The sequence below is a fragment of the Gemmobacter lutimaris genome, assembly GCF_003570715.1.
GTDB lineage: Bacteria > Pseudomonadota > Alphaproteobacteria > Rhodobacterales > Rhodobacteraceae > Gemmobacter > Gemmobacter lutimaris.
Genome location: NZ_QXXQ01000011.1, coordinates 46,843 through 63,877, shown reverse-complemented (window position 1 = coordinate 63,877; position 17,035 = coordinate 46,843). Strand labels below are relative to the sequence as shown.

The following is a 17,035-nucleotide window of genomic DNA, read 5'->3' as shown; positions in this document are numbered from 1 at the left end:
GGCCCTGTCTGGTAGGTCGGGTCAACCCGGTGGCTGGCAGAACAGTTCGTAGACCATGCCGATTGCGGTGGCGACCTTCGGGTCCTGGATCGAGTAATACATGACCTTGCCTTCGCGGCGGCAACTGACCAGCCCCTCCAGCCGCAGCCGGGCGAGTTGCTGGCTGACGGCGGCCTGCCGTGACGACAGCAGGTGTTCCAGTTCGGTCACCGACTTCTCGCCCGATTGCAGGTGGCACAGGATCATCAGCCGCCCTTCATGCGCCAGCGCCTTCAGAAAGCCCGCCGCCGCCGTGGCCTGCACCATCATCTCTTCGGCCGAAAGCCCGCCACAGCCCTCCAGCGGCTGCATCGTGTCTTCGGGTTCGACGGGTGTAAGTGCGGATGCGTTCATGGTCCCCTCGGCGCAGTCACTTGGCGCGGTCACTTGTATCAACATATGCAGATATGGCGCATGATGCAAATGCGGCACTCAGCCGCCATGGGCAAAACCGCCCCATGCACCCTGGCTGAACACCAGTGGCGCGCCCTCGCGCAGGGTAAAGCGCAGCACGCGGCCCACGATGATCAGATGGTCGCCGCCATCATGGGTGGCATGTTGTTCGCAGTCGAACCGCGCAAGCGCACCGGGGATCAGCGGCACGCCCTCGGCATTGCGGAGGGGCTGGCTGTCGCCGAAACCGGGGCCGCCGCGGCCGAAATCCGCGATCCGGGCGAACTGATCCACCCCGAGGATATGGATGGCATAATGCCGGGCCGCGGCGAAAGCGGGAAAGCGGCTGGCGCTGCGGGCAGGCGACCACAAGACCAGCGCCGGGTCCAGCGAGACCGAGGCAAAGCTGTTGGCGGTGAAGCCCAGAGGGCCTTGCGGCCCTTCGGTGGTGACCAGTGTAACCCCGGTCGCAAAGCGCCCAAGCGCATCGCGGAAGTCGCGCGCGGTTTCAGGGCCGGGCACCCGCTCCGGGTCGAAAAGCTCTGCCGTCATGCTGCGGTTTCCTGCCTCGGACATGATGGACCCGTTTTGCGGCATCGCGGCGGGCAGGGCAAGACCGGGCTGTGCCCTTTTCCTGCCGGACATGGCGGGATAGGCAGGGACACAGGCGGCGGGCGAGGGGCAGCGATGGGCGATTTCATTCTGGGCAATGCGGTTCTGGTGCTGCCCGACCGGCTGATGCCCGGCGCTGTGGTGGTTGCGGGGGGCGAGATCGCCGAAATCCGCGCAGGCACAGATCTGCCGCCCGGCGCGTTGGATTGCTGTGGCGATTTTCTGGCGCCGGGCATGATCGAGTTGCATACCGACAATCTTGAGCGCCATACCGAGCCGCGCCCCAAAGTGCCATGGCCGCATGAGGCGGCGATTCTGGCCCATGACGCCGAGCTTGCGGGCTGTGGCATCACCACGGTTTTCGATGCCTTGCGGGTGGGGTCTTTGCCCTCGCGCAAGAAGGGGCGTTATGGCGAATATGCCCGCGCGCTGGCCGATGACATTCTCGGCCTGGGAATGGCGGGCGTGCTGAAGATCGACCACAGGCTGCATCTGCGGGCGGAAATCTGTTCGGAAACCCTGCCCGAGGAACTGGCCAAGTTTGGCGCGGCCGACGGGGTGGGGATCGTCAGCCTGATGGACCACACGCCCGGTCAGCGGCAGTTCCGCGATCTGACGCAACTGCGGCATTACCTGATGGGCAAGCATGGCTTCACCGAGGCCGAGTTTGACGCCCATGTCGCTGACCGTCTGGCGCTGTCGGCCAAGGTGGGCGCGGCGCATGAGGCTGCGGCGGTTGCGGCGGCGCGGCGGCTGGGCGCGCATCTGGCCAGCCATGACGATACCACTGACAGCGATGTCGCACAGTCCGCCGCCCATGGTGCGCGCTTTGCCGAATTTCCGACCACGCTGGAGGCCGCACGGGCCTGTCAGGCGGCGGGAATCGCGGTGATGATGGGGGCGCCGAACGTGATCCGGGGCGGGTCGCATTCGGGCAATGTGGCGGCCGAAACGCTGGCAGTGGCCGGGTGTCTGGACATCCTGTCATCGGATTATGTGCCTTCCGCCCTGCTGCTGGCGGCGCTGCGGCTGGGCGATCTGTGGTCTGACCTGCCGCGCGGGATCGCCACAGTGACAGCGGCCCCGGCGGCGGCTGTGGGCCTGAAGGATCGCGGGCGGCTGGCACCGGGGCTGCGTGCCGATCTGCTGCGCTTCCGCCGCCACGGCACGGCGGCGCTGCTGCGCGGAACATGGGTGGCGGGGCAGCGCGTCGCCTGATCCGATGTCGCCGTCAGTCATGCCCGCGCCATGAAACCGTGGCAGGATCAGCGACGACATGGAGGTTTCGATGCGTCTTTCCGCCTTTTCCGCCCCCGGCCGTTTCTGGCGCGGCAATCTGCATACCCATTCCACGCTGTCCGATGGTGTGCTGCCGCCTTCGGAGGTCTGCCGCCGCTATCGCGCGGAAGGCTATGATTTCATGGCCCTGACCGATCACTTTGTCGGCCGCTACGGCTATCCCGTCGCCGATACCGTGCCCTTCCGCGCCGAGGGCTTCACCACGCTGATCGGGGCCGAGTTGCATTCCGGCCCGATGTCCAACGGCGAGCTGTGGCATATCCTCGCCGTCGGCCTGCCGCCGGATTTCGCGCCGGGGAATGCGCCGGATTTCCGCGTCTTGCCGGGGATGGAGACGGGACCGGAGATCGCCGCCCGTGCGGTCGCGGCGGGGGCCTTTGTCGCCATCGCCCATCCGCAATGGTCGGGCCTGACGCTGGCGGATGCGCGCAGCATTGCGGCGGCCCATGCGGTCGAGGTTTACAACCACGGTTGCGCCATGGGTTGCGACCGGCCGGACGGCTTTGCCATCGCCGATCTGCTGCTGACCGAGGGGCGCGACCTCAGCCTGATCGCCACCGATGATGCGCATTTTTCTGAACCCGATCACTTTGGCGGCTGGGTCATGGTGAAGGCCACCGAGAACACGCCCGAGGCGCTGCTGGCGGCGCTGAAGTCGGGACAGTTCTACAGTTCACAAGGCCCGGAACTGCGTGATGTGGTGGTCGAAGACGACCGGGTGATCGTGGAAAGCTCTGCCGTCGTCTCGGTCATCGCGCAGGGCGCGGGGATGGGGGCGAAGGCGGTGCATGGCCAGTCGATGACCTGCGCCGAAGTGCCGCTGGAGCGGCTGGGCGCCTCGCCCTGGCTGCGCGTCTCGGTGATCGACGCGGCGGGGCGGCGCGCATGGTCAAATCCAGTGTGGCGCTGATTACTCGTCCAGATTGACGAGTTGCAGATAGGATGTGCCGCTGCGCGTGGGCTTGACCGCGAATTGCGGCCCGGCGGCTTCCAGCATCCGCAGCGCGGGTTCCCTCAGGTCCGGCGTGGCCGGATCGACCGGATCGACACGCAGCGCGCCGGGGATCAGGCGGCGCGGCTGCCGCCCTACCGTGCCGGACAGCGCAAGGCATCCCAGCGCCGTTTCGGCGCGGGTGCCATCGCTGGCCAGCGGCAGCAGGATCATCCGGCCGGTCAGGGCAGGGCGGCCCAGCCCGGTTTCGGCGGTCAGTTGCGTGTCGAGAATGGCGGGGCGCAGGAAGCATTGATCCAGCGCCACCGCCAGCCTGCCGCGCGCCATGGGATCGAACAGCGCCGACAGCGGCATGCCGCGGGCGTCCATGCCCAGAAGCTCGGTAAAGCTGCTGCCCGCGATGCGCAGGCGGCCGACGCCGGGCGCAATGCGTTCTACCAGAAAGGCCCCGCCCAGCGCCCCGGCAATGCCGCGCGGGTCGATGTCGGCCCGCAGCGGCAGCGCCCCGTCGCGGCGCAAAGCCTGCCAGTAGCCGCGCACTTCGGCGATCATCGCGGCACAGGCGGGCGGCGGCTCGTCCCGGCCCGACCCGCCGTGACCCGCGCCATTCCCGAAAATCCGCAGCGCCATTGCAGAACCCTCCGCCGAGACCGTGATTGCTTACCCGAGTATTAACATACAGGGATTTGCGCTGTCGGGGGCGGGAATCTATACAAATGGTTAAATGCAGTGCCCCGACCGGGCCGAAGCGAGGATGAACATGACGCATTCGATGACGGGCTTTGCCACGCGACGGGGGCAGGGTGCCGGGGCGGGCTGGATCTGGGATCTGCGCTCGGTCAACGGGAAGGGGCTGGACCTGCGTTTGCGGGTGCCGGACTGGATCGACGGTCTGGAACAGGCGCTGCGCGCCGAACTGGGCCGGGCGTTGGGGCGCGGCAATGTCAGCCTCAGCCTGCGCGTCACCCGCGACGCGCCGGAGGCCGAGGCGCTGCGGCTCAATCAGGCGACGCTGCGTGCCGTGCTGGGGGCGCTGGCGACGGTGGAGGCGGCGGCGATGGAAACCGGCGTGACGCTGACGCAGCCGTCACCTGCCGATGTCCTGACCTGGCGCGGTGTGGTGGAAAGCGGGGGAATGGACGAGGATACCGCTCCGCTGCGGGCCGCCATCCTTGCCGATCTTCCGCCGCTTCTGGCCGATTTTGCCGCCTCCCGTGCGGCCGAAGGGGCGGCGCTGCAAGCGGTGATCGCGGGCCAGATCGACCGGATTGCCCTGTTGCGCGAGGAGGCCGCAGCCCAGGCGGGTCTGCGCGGCACCCGTCAGGCTGAGGCGTTGCGCGCGCAGGTCGGGCGCCTGCTGGAAGCGGCCGAGGCGGCGGATGAAACCCGGCTGGCGCAGGAACTGGCGCTGATCGTGGTGAAAACCGATGTGACCGAGGAACTGGACCGCCTTGCCGCCCATGTGGAGGCCGCGCGCAAGCTGCTGGCGGAACCCGGCAGCGTCGGGCGCAAGTTCGATTTCCTGATGCAGGAATTCATGCGCGAGGCCAATACGCTGTGTTCCAAGGCGCAGGACATCGGCCTGACCCGCATCGGGCTTGACCTCAAGACGGTGATCGACCAGATGCGGGAACAGGTTCAGAACGTGGAATGACCATGACGCGCAAGGGTTTGCTGCTTATCCTCTCGTCGCCCTCGGGGGCGGGCAAATCGACACTGGCGCGGCGGCTGATGGACTGGGATCCAACGCTGCGGTTTTCCGTCTCGGCCACCACCCGCGCGCCGCGTCAGGGCGAGGTGGACGGGCGCGAGTATTTCTTCAAGTCCCGCGCTGAATTCGAGGCGATGGCGGCGGCGGGCGAGATGCTGGAACATGCCGAGGTGTTTGGCAATTTCTACGGCTCGCCCAAGGGGCCTGTGGAGGCAGCGATGGCCGAGGGGCGCGACACGCTCTTTGACATCGACTGGCAGGGTGGGCAGCAGATCCGCAACTCCAGCCTTGGCCGTGATGTGGTGTCGATCTTCGTGCTGCCGCCCTCGATTGCCGAGCTTGACCGGCGCCTGCGCGGCCGCGCGCAGGACAGCGACGAGGTGATTGCGGGCCGCATGGCGAAAAGCCGTGACGAGATCAGCCATTGGGCGGAATATGATTACGTCATCGTCAACCATGACATCGACCGGGCCTTCGAGGAGCTGGTGACGATCCTCAGGGCCGAACGCATGCGCCGCGACCGTCAGCCCGGCCTGTCGGAGTTTGTGCGCGGCCTGAACAGGGAGTTTGACGCGCGATGATCTATGAGCTTGACGGTGTGGCGCCGCAGATCGCCCCGGATGCCTGGGTGGCGCCGGATGCCAATCTGATCGGCAAGGTGGTGCTGGAGGCGCGCGCCTCGGTCTGGTTCGGCGTGACCATGCGCGGCGACAACGAGGAAATCCGCGTCGGCGCCGGATCGAACGTTCAGGAAAACTGCGTGCTGCATACCGATATGGGCTATCCGCTGGTCATCGGCACCGATTGCACCATTGGCCATAAGGCGATGCTGCATGGCTGCATCATCGGCGACGGCAGCCTGATCGGCATGGGGGCCACGGTGCTGAATGGTGCGAAGATCGGCAAGGGTTGCCTGATCGGCGCCGGGGCGCTGATCACCGAGGGGAAGGAAATCCCCGATGGCAGTCTGGTCATGGGCGCGCCGGGCAAGGTGGTGCGGCAACTGGACGAGGCCGCGCGGGCGCGGCTCTTGAAATCTGCGGAAGGCTACCGCGCCAATGCGGCGCGGTTCCGGGCCGGGATGAAGCCGGTCGCGGGCTGATTAGATTACGCCTTGCCCTCCAGCCCTGCCGCTGCCGCGCCGGTCGCGCCGGGAATGGGCATGGTGAAAGTTTCGGCGAAGCTGGTGTAATCGTGATAGCCGACGCGGGCGAGCGGCCGGATTTTCGCGTAGTCCAGCTTGCCATCCGGTGTCAGCACATGATCGGCGACATGGATGCGCACGACCTCGCCGAACACCACATCCACCCAGCCGTGCCCTGAATTGCCGCGCAGACGGTGGGTGGAGAGGTAACGGCATTCGAAATGCGCGGGGCTTTCGGCCACGCGCGGCCCCGGCGCGTCGATGCAGGGCGCAGCGGTGACGCCCGCGCGCAGGAATTCATCGTCGCCCTCGGGCCATTCCACCGCGCTCTGGTTCATCGCCTCGCGCAGGTCATAGGTGCACATGTTCCAGACGAACCAGCCGGTTTCCTCGGCATTGATCACGGTATGCTTGCGGCGGCCGTCGGAATACTGATTGGCGGCGAACATCACCATCGGCGGATCGAAGGTCAGGTTCTGCCACTGGCTGTAGGGCGCGAGATTGGGAATGCCCGATTTCGAAATCGTCGAAAGCCAGCCGATCGGGCGCGGCACGGTGCAGGCCTTGAACGGGGAGTAGGGCAGCGGGCAGGGCTCGGACCCCGGAGCGTAATGCATGTAAGGTTCCTTCCGTTGGCGCGGGTTTTGCGGTGCGGACCGGGGGTTTCACACCCCCGGACCCCCGTGGAGTATTTTGGCAAGAAGCAAGAGCCTCAGTTGCCGAGGATGCCGGGCAGGCGCAGGCCGTGGTCGCGGGCGCAATCCAACGCGATGTCATAGCCTGCATCGGCATGGCGCATGACGCCCGAGGCCGGGTCGTTCCACAGCACGCGTTCGAGGCGTTTGGCGGCCTCGGGCGTGCCGTCGGCCACGATGACCACGCCTGCATGTTGCGAAAAGCCCATGCCGACGCCGCCGCCGTGATGCAGGCTGACCCAGGTGGCGCCCGAGGCAGTATTGGTCAGCGCGTTCAGAAGCGGCCAGTCCGACACGGCATCCGAGCCGTCGCGCATGGCCTCGGTCTCGCGGTTGGGCGAGGCGACGGAGCCGCTATCGAGGTGGTCGCGGCCGATGACGACAGGCGCCTTGAGTTCGCCGCTGGCAACCATGTCATTGAACATCAGCCCCGCGCGGTGGCGGTCGCCAAGGCCGATCCAGCAGATGCGCGCGGGCAGGCCCTGAAAGGCGATGCGTTCGGCGGCCATGTCCAGCCAGCGGTGAAGATGCTTGTTTTCCGGGAATAGTTTCTTCATCGCGGCGTCGGTTTTCGCGATGTCCTCGGGGTCGCCCGACAGCGCGGCCCAGCGGAACGGACCGATGCCCTTGCAGAACAGCGGGCGGATATAGGCCGGCACGAAGCCGGGGAAGGCGAAGGCGTTGTCCAGCCCCTCGTCCGTGGCCACCTGACGGATGTTGTTGCCGTAATCGAGGGTGGGCACGCCGGCCTCATGGAAGCCGACCATGGCCGCGACATGCTGTTTCATCGAGGCGCGGGCGGCGCGTTCGACCTCGGCCGGCGCGGTTTCCTGTTTTGCGCGCCAGTCGCCGACGCTCCATCCCGCAGGGCAATAGCCGTGCAGCGGATCATGGGCGGAGGTCTGGTCGGTCACGATATCGGGGCGGGGGCCGCCCGATTGCATGCGCTTCAGGAGTTCGGGGAAGACCTCGGCGGCATTGCCCAGAAGGCCCACCGATTTGGCTTCGCCCTTCGCGGTCCAGTCGTCGATCAGCGCCAGCGCCTCGTCCAGCGTTTTCGCCTTGGCATCGACGTAGCGGGTGCGCAGGCGGAAGTCGATCCGCGTCTCGTCCACCTCGACCGCGAGGCAGCAGGCCCCGGCCATCACGGCCGCCAGCGGCTGCGCGCCGCCCATGCCGCCAAGCCCGCCGGTCAGCACCCATTTGCCGGTCAGATCGCCCGCATAATGCTGGCGCCCGGCCTCGGCGAAGGTCTCGTAGGTGCCCTGCACGATGCCCTGGGTGCCGATATAGATCCATGACCCGGCGGTCATCTGGCCATACATCATCAGGCCCTTGCGATCCAACTCGTTGAAATGTTCCCAGGTGGCCCAATGCGGCACGAGGTTGGAATTGGCGATCAGCACGCGCGGGGCGTCGGCATGGGTGCGCACGATGGCGACGGGTTTGCCCGATTGCACCAGCAGCGTCTCGTCCGCCTCCAGATCCTTCAGCGCGGCGCAGATGCGGTCGAAATCCTCCCACGTGCGGGCGGCGCGGCCGATGCCGCCATAGACCACCAGCTCATGCGGGTTTTCCGCCACATCGGGGTGGAGGTTGTTCATCAGCATGCGCAGCGCGGCCTCGGCCTGCCAGTTCTTTGCGTTCAGTGTGGGGCCGGTGGGCGGAAAGATGTCGCGGGTGTTGTGACGGCTGTTCATGGAGGCGATCCTCAGGCAAGCAGATGGGCGGCGATGATGCCGCGCTGGATTTCGGAAGAGCCTTCGTAAATCCGCATGATGCGGACATCGCGGGCGTGGCGTTCAAGCGGGAAGTCGGCGGTGTAGCCATAGCCGCCATGCAGTTGCAGCGCGCCGTCGGTGACGCGCCCGGCCATTTCGGATGCGGCGAGTTTCGCCATGCTGGCGGCCTCGCTGAAGCGCAGGCCGAGGGCGCGTTGCCGCGCGGCCTCCAGCGCCAGAAGGCGGGCGGCGCGCAGGTCCAGCGCCATGTCGGCCAGTTGCCAGCGGATGCCCTGACGATTGGCCAGTGGCTCGCCGCCGATGATGCGGGTCTTGGTCCATGCGACGGCGGCATCAAGGGCGGCTTGCGCGATGCCAGTGCACATGGCAGCGACCTCGACCCGGCCATTGTCGAGCACCTTCATCGCGGTGCGAAAGCCGGTGCCCTCGTCGCCCAGCAAGGCGTCGGGGGGCAGGTGGCAATCCAGATCCAGTTCCCACACATGGCCGCCGCGCAGGCCCATGGTGCGTTCGGCGCGGCCGGGTGTCAGGCCGGGCGTGCCCCTGGGCACGAGGAAGGCGCTGATGCCCTTATGGGCTTTCGAGGGGTCGGTGACGGCGTAGACGATCAGGAAATCCGCGACACCGCCATTGGAGATGAAGCATTTGGCGCCCTTGAGGTGCCAGCCCTCCGCCGTGCGGGTGGCTCGGGTCCGCATATCGGCGGGGTCGGACCCGGCATTGCGTTCGGTCAGTGCAAAGGCGCCAAGCGCGGTGCCCTCGGCCGCCCGGGGCAGCCAGTGGTCGCGCTGCGCCGCGGTGCCGCCGATCAGGATGGAATCGGTCGCGAGGTAATGCGCGGTCAGCGCCGAGACGGTGGACCCGCAGCCGCCCGCCACCAGTTCAACGGCCCGCAGCAGCGCCTGCGCGCTGATGCCCGGCCCCCAGGGTTCGGGCAGGTTGGCGCCCATCATGCCGGTCGCGGCAAGGGCGGCAAGCTGGTCATGGACGAAGGCGCCGCTTTCATCTGTCGCGGCGGCTTTCGGCGCCAGTTCCTGCGCGCAAAAGCGGGCGAGCATGTCGAGGAAGGCGCGTTCCTCATCGCTGAGCATGTGGAAAAGGTCAGTCATGGTCGGTAAGTCCAAGGCGGTGCAGGATCGCGGCGCGGTCGGCGCCAAGCTGCGGCGCGGAGGTGGGTGATATCGGCTTTTCGCCATTGAAGCGAACGGGTTGCCCGATGATCTTCGCATTGCCCAGCACCGGATGCGGCAGGTCGGAGACCAGCCCACGCGCCTGCGCATGGGGGCTTTCCGCCGCCTGCGCCAGCGTTTGCACCTCGGCCGTGGGAATACCCGCTGCCGCAAGGGCGGCGACCACCTCGGCCGTCGAACGCGGGCCTGTCCAGCTCTCGATCATCGCGCGAACCTCGGGTTCATGTGCGGTGCGGGCCTCGTCCGTTGCCAGATGCGGTGCGGGCGTCACGCCGATCAGGGCGCAAAGCCGCTGCCACTGACCATCGCCCAGCACCGCGATCACCGCCTGCCCGTCGGCGCAGGTGAAACATCCGAAGGGCGTGGACAGCGGGTGACGGTTGCCGGTGCGCGCGGGCGCCTTCCCGGCGTAGAAATGCAGTGCGTGGCTGGTGGGCAAGAGCGAGAACAGCGCGTCAAACATCGCCACGTCGATCGTGGCGCCTTCGCCGGTGCGATCCCGCTGGTGCAGCGCGGCAAGAATGGCCCAGCTTGCGTAAAGACCGGCCATCAGATCGCCGTAGCTTTCGCCCACCTTGAGGGGGGCGCCGCCTTCCTCGCCGGTTGCGGCCATCAGGCCGGACATGGCCTGCGCCACAAGATCATAGGCCGGCAGATGCGCCGCCGGCCCGGATTGGCCGAAGCCCGAGATCGAGGCATAGATCAGCCCCGGTTTCGCCGCGCGCAGCGTCTCGGCGCCCAGCCCCAGACGGGCCGCGACGCCGGGGCGGAAGTTTTCCACCACCACATCGCATTGCAGGGCGATGTCGCGGGCAAGCGCCTGATCCGCCGGGGATTTCAGGTCCAGAACGATTGACTGTTTGCCGCGGTTCACCAGCGTGAACAGCGCGCTTTCACCCTGCACGAAGGGGCCGATATGGCGGTAATCATCGCCTGCGGGCGGCTCCAGCTTGATCACCTCGGCGCCCAGATCTGCCAGCAGCGCGGTGCAGAACGGACCCGCCAGAACGCGGGTCAGATCCAGCACGCGCAGACCGTCCAGCGGCTTCATGCCAGCGCCGGGGGCGCGATGCCCGCCGCCTCCACCAACGCGCCGCTGCTGGCCAGCCTTGCGGCGGTGGCCAGATCTGGCGCCATGTAGCGGTCGTCCTTCAACGCAGGAACTTCGGCCCGCAGCCGTGCCACCACCCCGGCCAGCGGCGCAGAGGTCGCCAACGGTGCGCGGAACTCCACGCCCTGCGCGGCACACAGCGCCTCGACCCCCAGAATGACGTTCAGGTTCTCGACCATCCGCCCCAGCCGCCGCGCACCATGCGCAGCCATGGAGACGTGATCCTCTTGGTTGGCGGAGGTAGGCGTGCTGTCGGTGACGCAAGGGTGCGCCAGATGCTTGTTCTCGCTCATCAGCGCGGCGGTGGTGACCTCGGCGATCATCAGGCCCGAATTGAGGCCGGGGTTCGGCGTCAGGAAGGGCGGCAGGTCGAAGCTGAGCGTCGGGTCCACCATCAGGGCCACGCGGCGTTGTGCGATGGCGCCGGTCTCGCTGATCGCAAGTGCAATCATATCCGCTGCAAAACCAACAGGTTCCGCGTGAAAGTTACCACCCGAGACGATGGCCCCGTCGCTGAGCACCAGCGGGTTGTCGGTGGCGGCATTGGCCTCGATCTCCAGCGTGCGGGCGGCCTGACGCAGGATGTCCATCGCCGCGCCGGTCACCTGCGGCTGGCAGCGGATGCAGTAAGGGTCCTGCACCCGGCTGTCGCCCTCGCGGTGGCTTTCGCGGATTTCCGAACCGTCCAGCAGCGCACGCATGAATCCGGCGGCCTCGATCTGACCGGCATGGCCGCGCAGGGTGTGGATTTCCGGCCGCAGCGGTGCGGTCGAGCCCATGATGGCGTCGGTCGACAGGGCCGAGACGGTCAGCGCGGTCGTCGCCGCACGCCATGCGCCGAACAGACCGGCCAGCGCATAGGCGGTGGAAAACTGTGTGCCGTTGATGAGCGCCAGACCCTCTTTCGGGCCAAGCGTGATCGGAGAAAGCCCTGCATGTGCAAGAGCTTCTGCGGCGGGCTTTACCCTGCCTGCGAATTCGGCCTCGCCCGCGCCCAGCATGGCAGCCGCCATATGCGCCAGCGGCGCCAGATCGCCCGAGGCCCCGACGGACCCCTGCGCCGGGATCACCGGGGTCACGCCCTTGTCGAGCATGGCCTCCAGCATCGCCACAACCTCCCACCGCACGCCCGAGGCGCCACGGCCCAGCGACAGGAGTTTCAGCGCCATCATCAGCCGTGCGGTGGCACGAGGCATCGGTTCGCCCACGCCGCAGCAATGGCTAAGGATCAGGTTTTTCTGAAGTTTGGCGGTATCTTGCGCGGCGATCTTCAGGCTTGCCAGCTTGCCGAAGCCGGTGTTCACGCCATAAACAGGCACGTCACCCGCAGCGGCGGCAGCGATCTTTGCGGCGGCGGCCTCGACGCCCGCGCGGGCCTCGGGGGCCAGCCGTGCCGGGGCCTCATTGCGCCACAGCCGTTCAAGCTGGTCAAGCGTGGTTTGGCCGGGGATCAGAATTTCAGGCGTCAAGGCGGCCTCCGAAAATGCGGGCGTGAAGGGGTGTGGCCCCGATGCGATAGGCAAGCTCGGCCGGGTGCCGGGCCTGCCAGATCGCCACATCGGCGCGGAAGTCGGGGGCGATCTGGCCTTCCTCGGCCTGACCCAGCGCGCGGGCGGCGATGCAGGTGGTGCCCGACAGCGCTTCCAGCGGGGTCAGGCGGAACAGGGTGCAGGCCATGTTCATGGCAAGGCAAAGCGAAGTCATCGGTGCGGTGCCGGGGTTGCAATCGGTGGCCACCGCCATCGCCACACCGGCCTCGCGCAAAACCGCCACAGGCGGCAGTTGCGTTTCGCGCAGGGCATAGAAGGCGCCGGGCAGGATCACCGCCACCGTGCCCGCCGCCGCCATGGCGCGCGCGCCTTCGGCATCCAGATACTCCAGATGGTCGGCACTCAACGCCCTGTGCCGCGCCGCCAGCGCCGCGCCATGCAGGTTCGACAATTGCTCGGCATGCAGCTTGACGGGCAGGTTCAGGGCGCGGGCCTCGGCGAAGACGCGGGCGATCTGGTCGGGCGAAAAGGCGATGCCCTCGCAGAAGCCGTCTACCGCATCGACCAGCCCCTCGGCATGGGCGCGGCGCAGGGCGGGGATCACCTGTTCGGTGAGGTAATCATCGGCGCGGTCCTTGTATTCGGCCGGAATGGCATGGGCGCCCAGAAAGGTCGTGCTGATCCGCACCGGGCGCAGCGTTTCCAGCCGCCGCGCTACGCGCAGCATCCGCAGTTCGGTCTCGATGTCGAGGCCGTAACCCGATTTCACCTCGATCCGCGTCACGCCCTCGGCCAGCATCTGATCGAGCCGGGGCAGTGCCTGCGCGAGCAGGCTGTCCTCGGATGCCGCGCGTGTGGCGGTGACGGTGGAGACGATGCCGCCACCGGCGCGGGCGATGTCTTCGTAAGAGGCGCCGGTCAGCCGCATCTCGAATTCCCGCGCGCGGTCGCCGCCGAACACCAGATGGGTGTGGCAGTCGATCAGGCCCGGCGTCACCAGCCGGCCGCCAAGATCGGTCACCGGCGCGGCGCTGGCGGGCAGGTCGGCCATCGGCCCCACCCAGGCGATGCGGTCGCCCTCGATCACAATGGCAGCCTGCGGGATCAGCCCATAGCCCTCCTGCATCGTTGCCACGGTTGCATTGGTCAGAATCATCGCGCTCCCCGCTTGCTTTTGTCTGCGCTTGATGTGAATATGTCTGCACATAATAACGACTGTCAAGAGGATGCGATGACGGTGATCTGGGCGGAGGTGGCGCTGCTGCCGCAGGGCTGGGCCGAGGCGGTGCGGGTGGATCTGGCCGAAGGGCGCATTGCCGCCGTCACGCCGGGCGCGGCGCCGGAAGGCAGGCGCGTGGGCTGTCTGCTGGCGGCCGGGCAGAACCTGCATTCGCATGCCTTCCAGCGCGCCATGGCCGGGATGACCGAACGGCGCGGGGCGGGGCAGGATTCGTTCTGGACCTGGCGGACGCTGATGTATCGCTTTCTCGACCATCTGACGCCCGAGGATGTGCAGGCCATCGCCGCGCTGGTGCAGGTGGAAATGCTGGAGGCCGGTTTCGCCGGGGTCAGCGAGTTCCATTACCTGCATCACCAGCCGGGCGGCGCGCCCTATGCCGATCTGGCCGAGATGTCGGCGCGGATCGTGGCGGCGGCGCAGGAAACCGGCATCGGGCTGACACTGCTGCCGGTGGCTTACGAGCGCGGCGGTTGCGACGGGCGGGCGCTGACCACGGGGCAGTTGCGCTTCGGCAATGACCTTGACCGTTTTGCCCAGCTGCATGAGCGCGCGGCGCAGGCGGTGGCGGCGTTGCCGGACGGGGCGATCGGCGTGGCGCCGCATTCGCTGCGCGCGGTCAACCCGGACACGCTCGCCGCAATGCCGGGCTTCGGCGGGCCGGTGCATCTGCATCTGGCAGAGCAGGTGGCCGAGGTGGAGGAAGTGCAGGCGGCTTACGGCGCGCGGCCAACCGAATGGCTGCTGGACCATGCGCCGGTGGATGCGCGCTGGTGCCTGATCCATGCGACCCAGATGCTGCCGGCCGAGACCGCGGCGCTGGCCCGCACCGGCGCGGTGGCGGGGCTTTGCCCGATCACCGAGGCCAATCTGGGCGATGGCATCTTTGACGGCCTACGCTGGCAGGCGGCGGGCGGCGTGTTCGGCGTGGGGTCCGACAGCAATATCCGTATCTCGCAGGCCGAGGAGCTGCGATCCTACGAATATTCGCAACGCCTGCGCGATCGGGGGCGGGCGATGCTGGCGAGCGCCGAGGCCTCGAACGGCCGGGTGCTGGTGGAAGGTGCCGCGCGCGGCGGGGCGCAGGCGGCGGGACGGGCCGCCGGGGCGATTGCGCCGGGGCTCTGGGCCGATCTGGTGGCGCTGGACATGGGCGCGCTGATGCTGGAAGGACGGCGGGGCGATGCGATCCTCGACGCCTGGATTTTCGCGGGCGACGACCGGCTGGTGGCCGATCTGTGGTCGGCGGGGCGTCATGTGGTGCAGGGTGGGCGCCATGTAGCGCGGGACGGGATCGAGGCACGCTATCGCGCGGTGATGCGGCGGCTGGTGGGGGTGATGTGAAGGTTTCGGGCTGGGAGGACATCCGCGAAGAGGTGCTGCGCCGCATCCGCGCCCGCGACTGGGCGCCGGGCGCCGCCATTCCGACGGAAGAGGCGCTGGCGGGCGAATTCGGCGTGGCGCGGGCCACGGTGAACCGGGCCCTGCGTGAACTGGCCGAGGAGGGCGTGCTGGAACGGCGCCGCAAGGCCGGCACCCGCGTGGCGCTGCATCCGGTGCGGAAGGCGACGCTGGATATTCCCGTGACCCGGCTGGAGATTGAGGGGCGCGGCCAGCGCTATGGTTACCGCCTGCTGGCCGAAGACCGCGACGAGCCGCCGCCGGCCATCGCCTCGCGTCTGGGGCTGGCGAAAGGGGCCGCGCTGCTGCATCTGACCGCACTGCATCTGGCGGACGGGCGGCCTGTCCTGCTGGAGGACCGCTGGCTGAACCCCGAGGTTCTGGGGCGGGCCGCGCCGGATTTCCATGCGGTCAGCGCGAATGAATGGCTGCTGACGCATGTGCCCTATACCACCGGCGACATCGGTTTTTCCGCCGCCAACGCCAGTGCGGCGGAAGCGCGGTTGCTGGAGGTTGCGGAGGGGGCGGCGCTTTTCGTCATCGACCGCACCACATGGGAGGGCGAGCGGCCCATCACCTGCGTGCGGCTGGCCCATGCGCCGGGGTATCGGATGCAGACGATGGTCTGAGGCGTTGCGGTCCGAGGCGTTGCAAGGGGGGCGCTGCCCCCCGGCCTGCGGCCGTCCCCCGGGATATTTATGCCAAGATGAAAGGGGCGGGGTTCAGAGCACGGGTGCCTTGTCGATGCGTGACAATGTGTCGTTCACATCGAGGATCAGGCCCCGGATGCCGCTGACGCCGAAGCCCTGAAGCCGGGCGGTGTGCATGGTCAGATAGGCTTCGGCCTCCGTCCGGCTGGCAAATCCGTAGATGCCGCCCGCGATGCCCTGTGCCTGATCCTCGGTCCAGTATTTGAACAGGAAGCCCGGCTCGGCCGCGATGGATTGCGCCAGCCCTTCGAAGGCGGCGGCCATTTCGGCGCCCCAGGGGCCGGAATGGGGAAAATCGACCTGAACGAGGGTGACGGGCATCGGGACCTCCTGCATACGTTGCCGGGCGAGGCTAGGCGGCGCGGGGCGGGCTGTCCAGTGGCTCGGGGCCTGCGGCGGCAAGGCGGCGGCGCACGATGCGGGTGAGGCGGCGGTGCAGCGGCGAGATGCGGTGCCGCAGGTGCAACGCGGCATAGACCGGCTGGCGCAGCACCGGCGCATCGGTGACATGGCGGAAATGCCCGCTGGCAACGAGCCCGGTCGCGGTTTTCTCCAGCACATAACCCGCGCCGCCCATCGCGGTCAGCAGGCTGGCGACGGTGGCGCTTTGGCCCACCGAAATGGCGGAGCCCGCGAATTGCGGCGTCACCTCGCGGTGCATCCGCTCGAAGGCGGGCGAAAAATGCGCGAAGACAAAACTGTCGGGGCTGACCTGTTCCAGCGTCTCGGCCTCGGACGAGACCATGACATAGGGCACTTCGCCCACGGTTTCGAAATGCAGGTCGGGGTGGGGCTTGGGCGAGAACATCACCGCGAAATCCTGCACCCCGGTCAGCAGGTCGGCGCACATCTGGTTGGAATAATCCGGCTCGATATAAAAGGCGGTTTCCGGCAGGGCGCGGCGGAAATCGGCAACCCATTCGCCGATATGCTGGGCGGCAAGGTCATTCTGGATGCCCAGCCGGATCAGCTGTGCCGCGCGGTCGGGCAGGCGGATGCGGCGGCGCGCCTCGTTCCATTCATGGCGCAGGCTGCGGGCATGGGATTCGAAGCGCCGCCCTTCCATCGTCAGATCGGTGCCTGCGCGGGACCGGGCAAAAAGCCGGGCGCCCAACGCCGTTTCCAGCGCCGCGATCCGGGCCGAGACGGTGCTTTGTGTCACGTCCAGCCGTTCTGCGGTTCGGTTGAAGCTGCGCGTTTCACAAAGGTCGAGAAACGTGTCCAGAAGGTCGATCTGCATGGCGGCACCGTGATCGGGTTTTCCGATCAATAGGGCGCGTCCCGGTGAATTGAAAGCGCGAAAAAGCGG

Annotated in this window: 18 protein-coding genes; 7 read left to right on the top strand and 11 right to left on the bottom strand. The window is 67.8% G+C overall.

Translation table 11 applies throughout. The features are described from left to right. Positions 1-21: 21 nt before the first annotated feature. Positions 22-351: an ArsR/SmtB family transcription factor gene (locus tag D2N39_RS16715; RefSeq protein WP_233557234.1), complete on the bottom strand. Its 330-nt coding sequence runs from the start codon at positions 349-351 to the stop codon at positions 22-24. Positions 352-471: 120 nt separating this feature from the next. Then, on the bottom strand, positions 472-984 hold the full coding sequence (locus D2N39_RS16710) for a flavin reductase family protein (protein ID WP_119135981.1): 513 nt from the start codon (positions 982-984) through the stop codon (positions 472-474). 135 nt (positions 985-1,119) lie between these two features. Here D2N39_RS16710 and D2N39_RS16705 point away from each other — a divergent pair, with 135 nt between their 5' ends. Then, positions 1,120-2,262, top strand: a complete 1,143-nt coding sequence (locus tag D2N39_RS16705) for an alpha-D-ribose 1-methylphosphonate 5-triphosphate diphosphatase (protein ID WP_119135917.1) — start codon at positions 1,120-1,122, stop codon at positions 2,260-2,262. 70 nt (positions 2,263-2,332) lie between these two features. Next, positions 2,333-3,253, top strand: a complete 921-nt coding sequence (locus D2N39_RS16700) for a PHP domain-containing protein (protein WP_119135980.1) — start codon at positions 2,333-2,335, stop codon at positions 3,251-3,253. Here D2N39_RS16700 and D2N39_RS16695 read toward each other — a convergent pair whose 3' ends face one another. Further along, on the bottom strand, positions 3,254-3,925 hold the full coding sequence (locus tag D2N39_RS16695; protein WP_119135916.1) for a PAS domain-containing protein: 672 nt from the start codon (positions 3,923-3,925) through the stop codon (positions 3,254-3,256). A gap of 130 nt (positions 3,926-4,055) precedes the next feature. Here D2N39_RS16695 and D2N39_RS16690 point away from each other — a divergent pair, with 130 nt between their 5' ends. From D2N39_RS16690 to D2N39_RS16680, 3 genes are read left to right on the top strand one after another with little or no spacing between them, the layout of a single operon-like run. After that, positions 4,056-4,949: a YicC/YloC family endoribonuclease gene (locus D2N39_RS16690; RefSeq protein WP_119135979.1), complete on the top strand. Its 894-nt coding sequence runs from the start codon at positions 4,056-4,058 to the stop codon at positions 4,947-4,949. A 2-nt stretch (positions 4,950-4,951) separates the two neighbouring features. Continuing rightward, on the top strand, positions 4,952-5,587 hold the full coding sequence (gene gmk, locus D2N39_RS16685) for a guanylate kinase (RefSeq protein WP_119135978.1): 636 nt from the start codon (positions 4,952-4,954) through the stop codon (positions 5,585-5,587). Beyond that, on the top strand, positions 5,584-6,108 hold the full coding sequence (locus D2N39_RS16680; protein ID WP_119135915.1) for a gamma carbonic anhydrase family protein: 525 nt from the start codon (positions 5,584-5,586) through the stop codon (positions 6,106-6,108). Before gmk ends, D2N39_RS16680 begins: the two co-directional genes overlap by 4 nt. Positions 6,109-6,113: 5 nt before the next feature. Here D2N39_RS16680 and D2N39_RS16675 read toward each other — a convergent pair whose 3' ends face one another. From D2N39_RS16675 to hutI, 6 genes are all read right to left on the bottom strand, one after another. Then, entirely contained in the window at positions 6,114-6,767 is a 654-nt protein-coding gene (locus D2N39_RS16675; RefSeq protein ID WP_119135914.1) for a flavin reductase family protein, read from the bottom strand. A gap of 95 nt (positions 6,768-6,862) precedes the next feature. Next, positions 6,863-8,545 carry a urocanate hydratase gene (hutU, locus tag D2N39_RS16670; protein ID WP_119135913.1) on the bottom strand — a complete coding sequence of 561 codons (1,683 nt, stop codon included), beginning with the start codon at positions 8,543-8,545 and terminating at the stop codon, positions 6,863-6,865. An 11-nt stretch (positions 8,546-8,556) separates the two neighbouring features. Then, the gene (locus D2N39_RS16665) at positions 8,557-9,696 is read right to left on the bottom strand and encodes an acyl-CoA dehydrogenase family protein (RefSeq protein ID WP_119135912.1); all 1,140 of its coding nucleotides are present in this window, start codon (positions 9,694-9,696) and stop codon (positions 8,557-8,559) included. Beyond that, positions 9,689-10,828 (bottom strand): CaiB/BaiF CoA transferase family protein, encoded by a 1,140-nt coding sequence (locus tag D2N39_RS16660; protein ID WP_119135911.1) that lies wholly within the window; start codon positions 10,826-10,828, stop codon positions 9,689-9,691. Before D2N39_RS16660 ends, D2N39_RS16665 begins: the two co-directional genes overlap by 8 nt. Further along, positions 10,825-12,357: a histidine ammonia-lyase gene (gene hutH, locus D2N39_RS16655; RefSeq protein WP_233557220.1), complete on the bottom strand. Its 1,533-nt coding sequence runs from the start codon at positions 12,355-12,357 to the stop codon at positions 10,825-10,827. The genes D2N39_RS16660 and hutH overlap by 4 nt, the downstream gene beginning before the upstream one ends. Then, on the bottom strand, positions 12,347-13,534 hold the full coding sequence (gene hutI, locus D2N39_RS16650; RefSeq protein WP_233557218.1) for an imidazolonepropionase: 1,188 nt from the start codon (positions 13,532-13,534) through the stop codon (positions 12,347-12,349). Before hutI ends, hutH begins: the two co-directional genes overlap by 11 nt. A gap of 75 nt (positions 13,535-13,609) precedes the next feature. Here hutI and D2N39_RS16645 point away from each other — a divergent pair, with 75 nt between their 5' ends. After that, complete coding sequence (locus tag D2N39_RS16645) at positions 13,610-14,959, top strand: formimidoylglutamate deiminase (RefSeq protein ID WP_119135976.1); 1,350 nt, start codon at positions 13,610-13,612, stop codon at positions 14,957-14,959. Next, positions 14,956-15,645: a GntR family transcriptional regulator gene (locus tag D2N39_RS16640; RefSeq protein WP_199725279.1), complete on the top strand. Its 690-nt coding sequence runs from the start codon at positions 14,956-14,958 to the stop codon at positions 15,643-15,645. Before D2N39_RS16645 ends, D2N39_RS16640 begins: the two co-directional genes overlap by 4 nt. 93 nt (positions 15,646-15,738) lie before the next feature. Here the strand turns inward: D2N39_RS16640 and D2N39_RS16635 are convergent, their stop codons facing one another. Both D2N39_RS16635 and D2N39_RS16630 read right to left on the bottom strand, forming a co-directional pair. Then, the gene (locus tag D2N39_RS16635; RefSeq protein WP_119135909.1) at positions 15,739-16,047 is read right to left on the bottom strand and encodes a monooxygenase; all 309 of its coding nucleotides are present in this window, start codon (positions 16,045-16,047) and stop codon (positions 15,739-15,741) included. A 31-nt stretch (positions 16,048-16,078) separates the two neighbouring features. After that, positions 16,079-16,996 carry a LysR family transcriptional regulator gene (locus D2N39_RS16630; RefSeq protein ID WP_233557217.1) on the bottom strand — a complete coding sequence of 306 codons (918 nt, stop codon included), beginning with the start codon at positions 16,994-16,996 and terminating at the stop codon, positions 16,079-16,081. Between the last annotated feature and the right edge of the window lie 39 nt (positions 16,997-17,035).

Bases quoted from the DNA above. Each gene is read 5' to 3' on its own strand.
- D2N39_RS16715 (WP_233557234.1), bottom strand. From the start codon at position 351: ATGCAGCCGCTGGAGGGCTGTGGCGGGCTTTCGGCCGAAGAGATGATG.
- D2N39_RS16710 (WP_119135981.1), bottom strand. From the start codon at position 984: ATGACGGCAGAGCTTTTCGACCCGGAGCGGGTGCCCGGCCCTGAAACC.
- D2N39_RS16705 (WP_119135917.1), top strand. From the start codon at position 1,120: ATGGGCGATTTCATTCTGGGCAATGCGGTTCTGGTGCTGCCCGACCGG.
- D2N39_RS16700 (WP_119135980.1), top strand. From the start codon at position 2,333: ATGCGTCTTTCCGCCTTTTCCGCCCCCGGCCGTTTCTGGCGCGGCAAT.
- D2N39_RS16695 (WP_119135916.1), bottom strand. From the start codon at position 3,925: ATGGCGCTGCGGATTTTCGGGAATGGCGCGGGTCACGGCGGGTCGGGC.
- D2N39_RS16690 (WP_119135979.1), top strand. From the start codon at position 4,056: ATGACGCATTCGATGACGGGCTTTGCCACGCGACGGGGGCAGGGTGCC.
- gmk (WP_119135978.1), top strand. From the start codon at position 4,952: ATGACGCGCAAGGGTTTGCTGCTTATCCTCTCGTCGCCCTCGGGGGCG.
- D2N39_RS16680 (WP_119135915.1), top strand. From the start codon at position 5,584: ATGATCTATGAGCTTGACGGTGTGGCGCCGCAGATCGCCCCGGATGCC.
- D2N39_RS16675 (WP_119135914.1), bottom strand. From the start codon at position 6,767: ATGCATTACGCTCCGGGGTCCGAGCCCTGCCCGCTGCCCTACTCCCCG.
- hutU (WP_119135913.1), bottom strand. From the start codon at position 8,545: ATGAACAGCCGTCACAACACCCGCGACATCTTTCCGCCCACCGGCCCC.
- D2N39_RS16665 (WP_119135912.1), bottom strand. From the start codon at position 9,696: ATGACTGACCTTTTCCACATGCTCAGCGATGAGGAACGCGCCTTCCTC.
- D2N39_RS16660 (WP_119135911.1), bottom strand. From the start codon at position 10,828: ATGAAGCCGCTGGACGGTCTGCGCGTGCTGGATCTGACCCGCGTTCTG.
- hutI (WP_233557218.1), bottom strand. From the start codon at position 13,534: ATGATTCTGACCAATGCAACCGTGGCAACGATGCAGGAGGGCTATGGG.
- D2N39_RS16645 (WP_119135976.1), top strand. From the start codon at position 13,610: ATGACGGTGATCTGGGCGGAGGTGGCGCTGCTGCCGCAGGGCTGGGCC.
- D2N39_RS16635 (WP_119135909.1), bottom strand. From the start codon at position 16,047: ATGCCCGTCACCCTCGTTCAGGTCGATTTTCCCCATTCCGGCCCCTGG.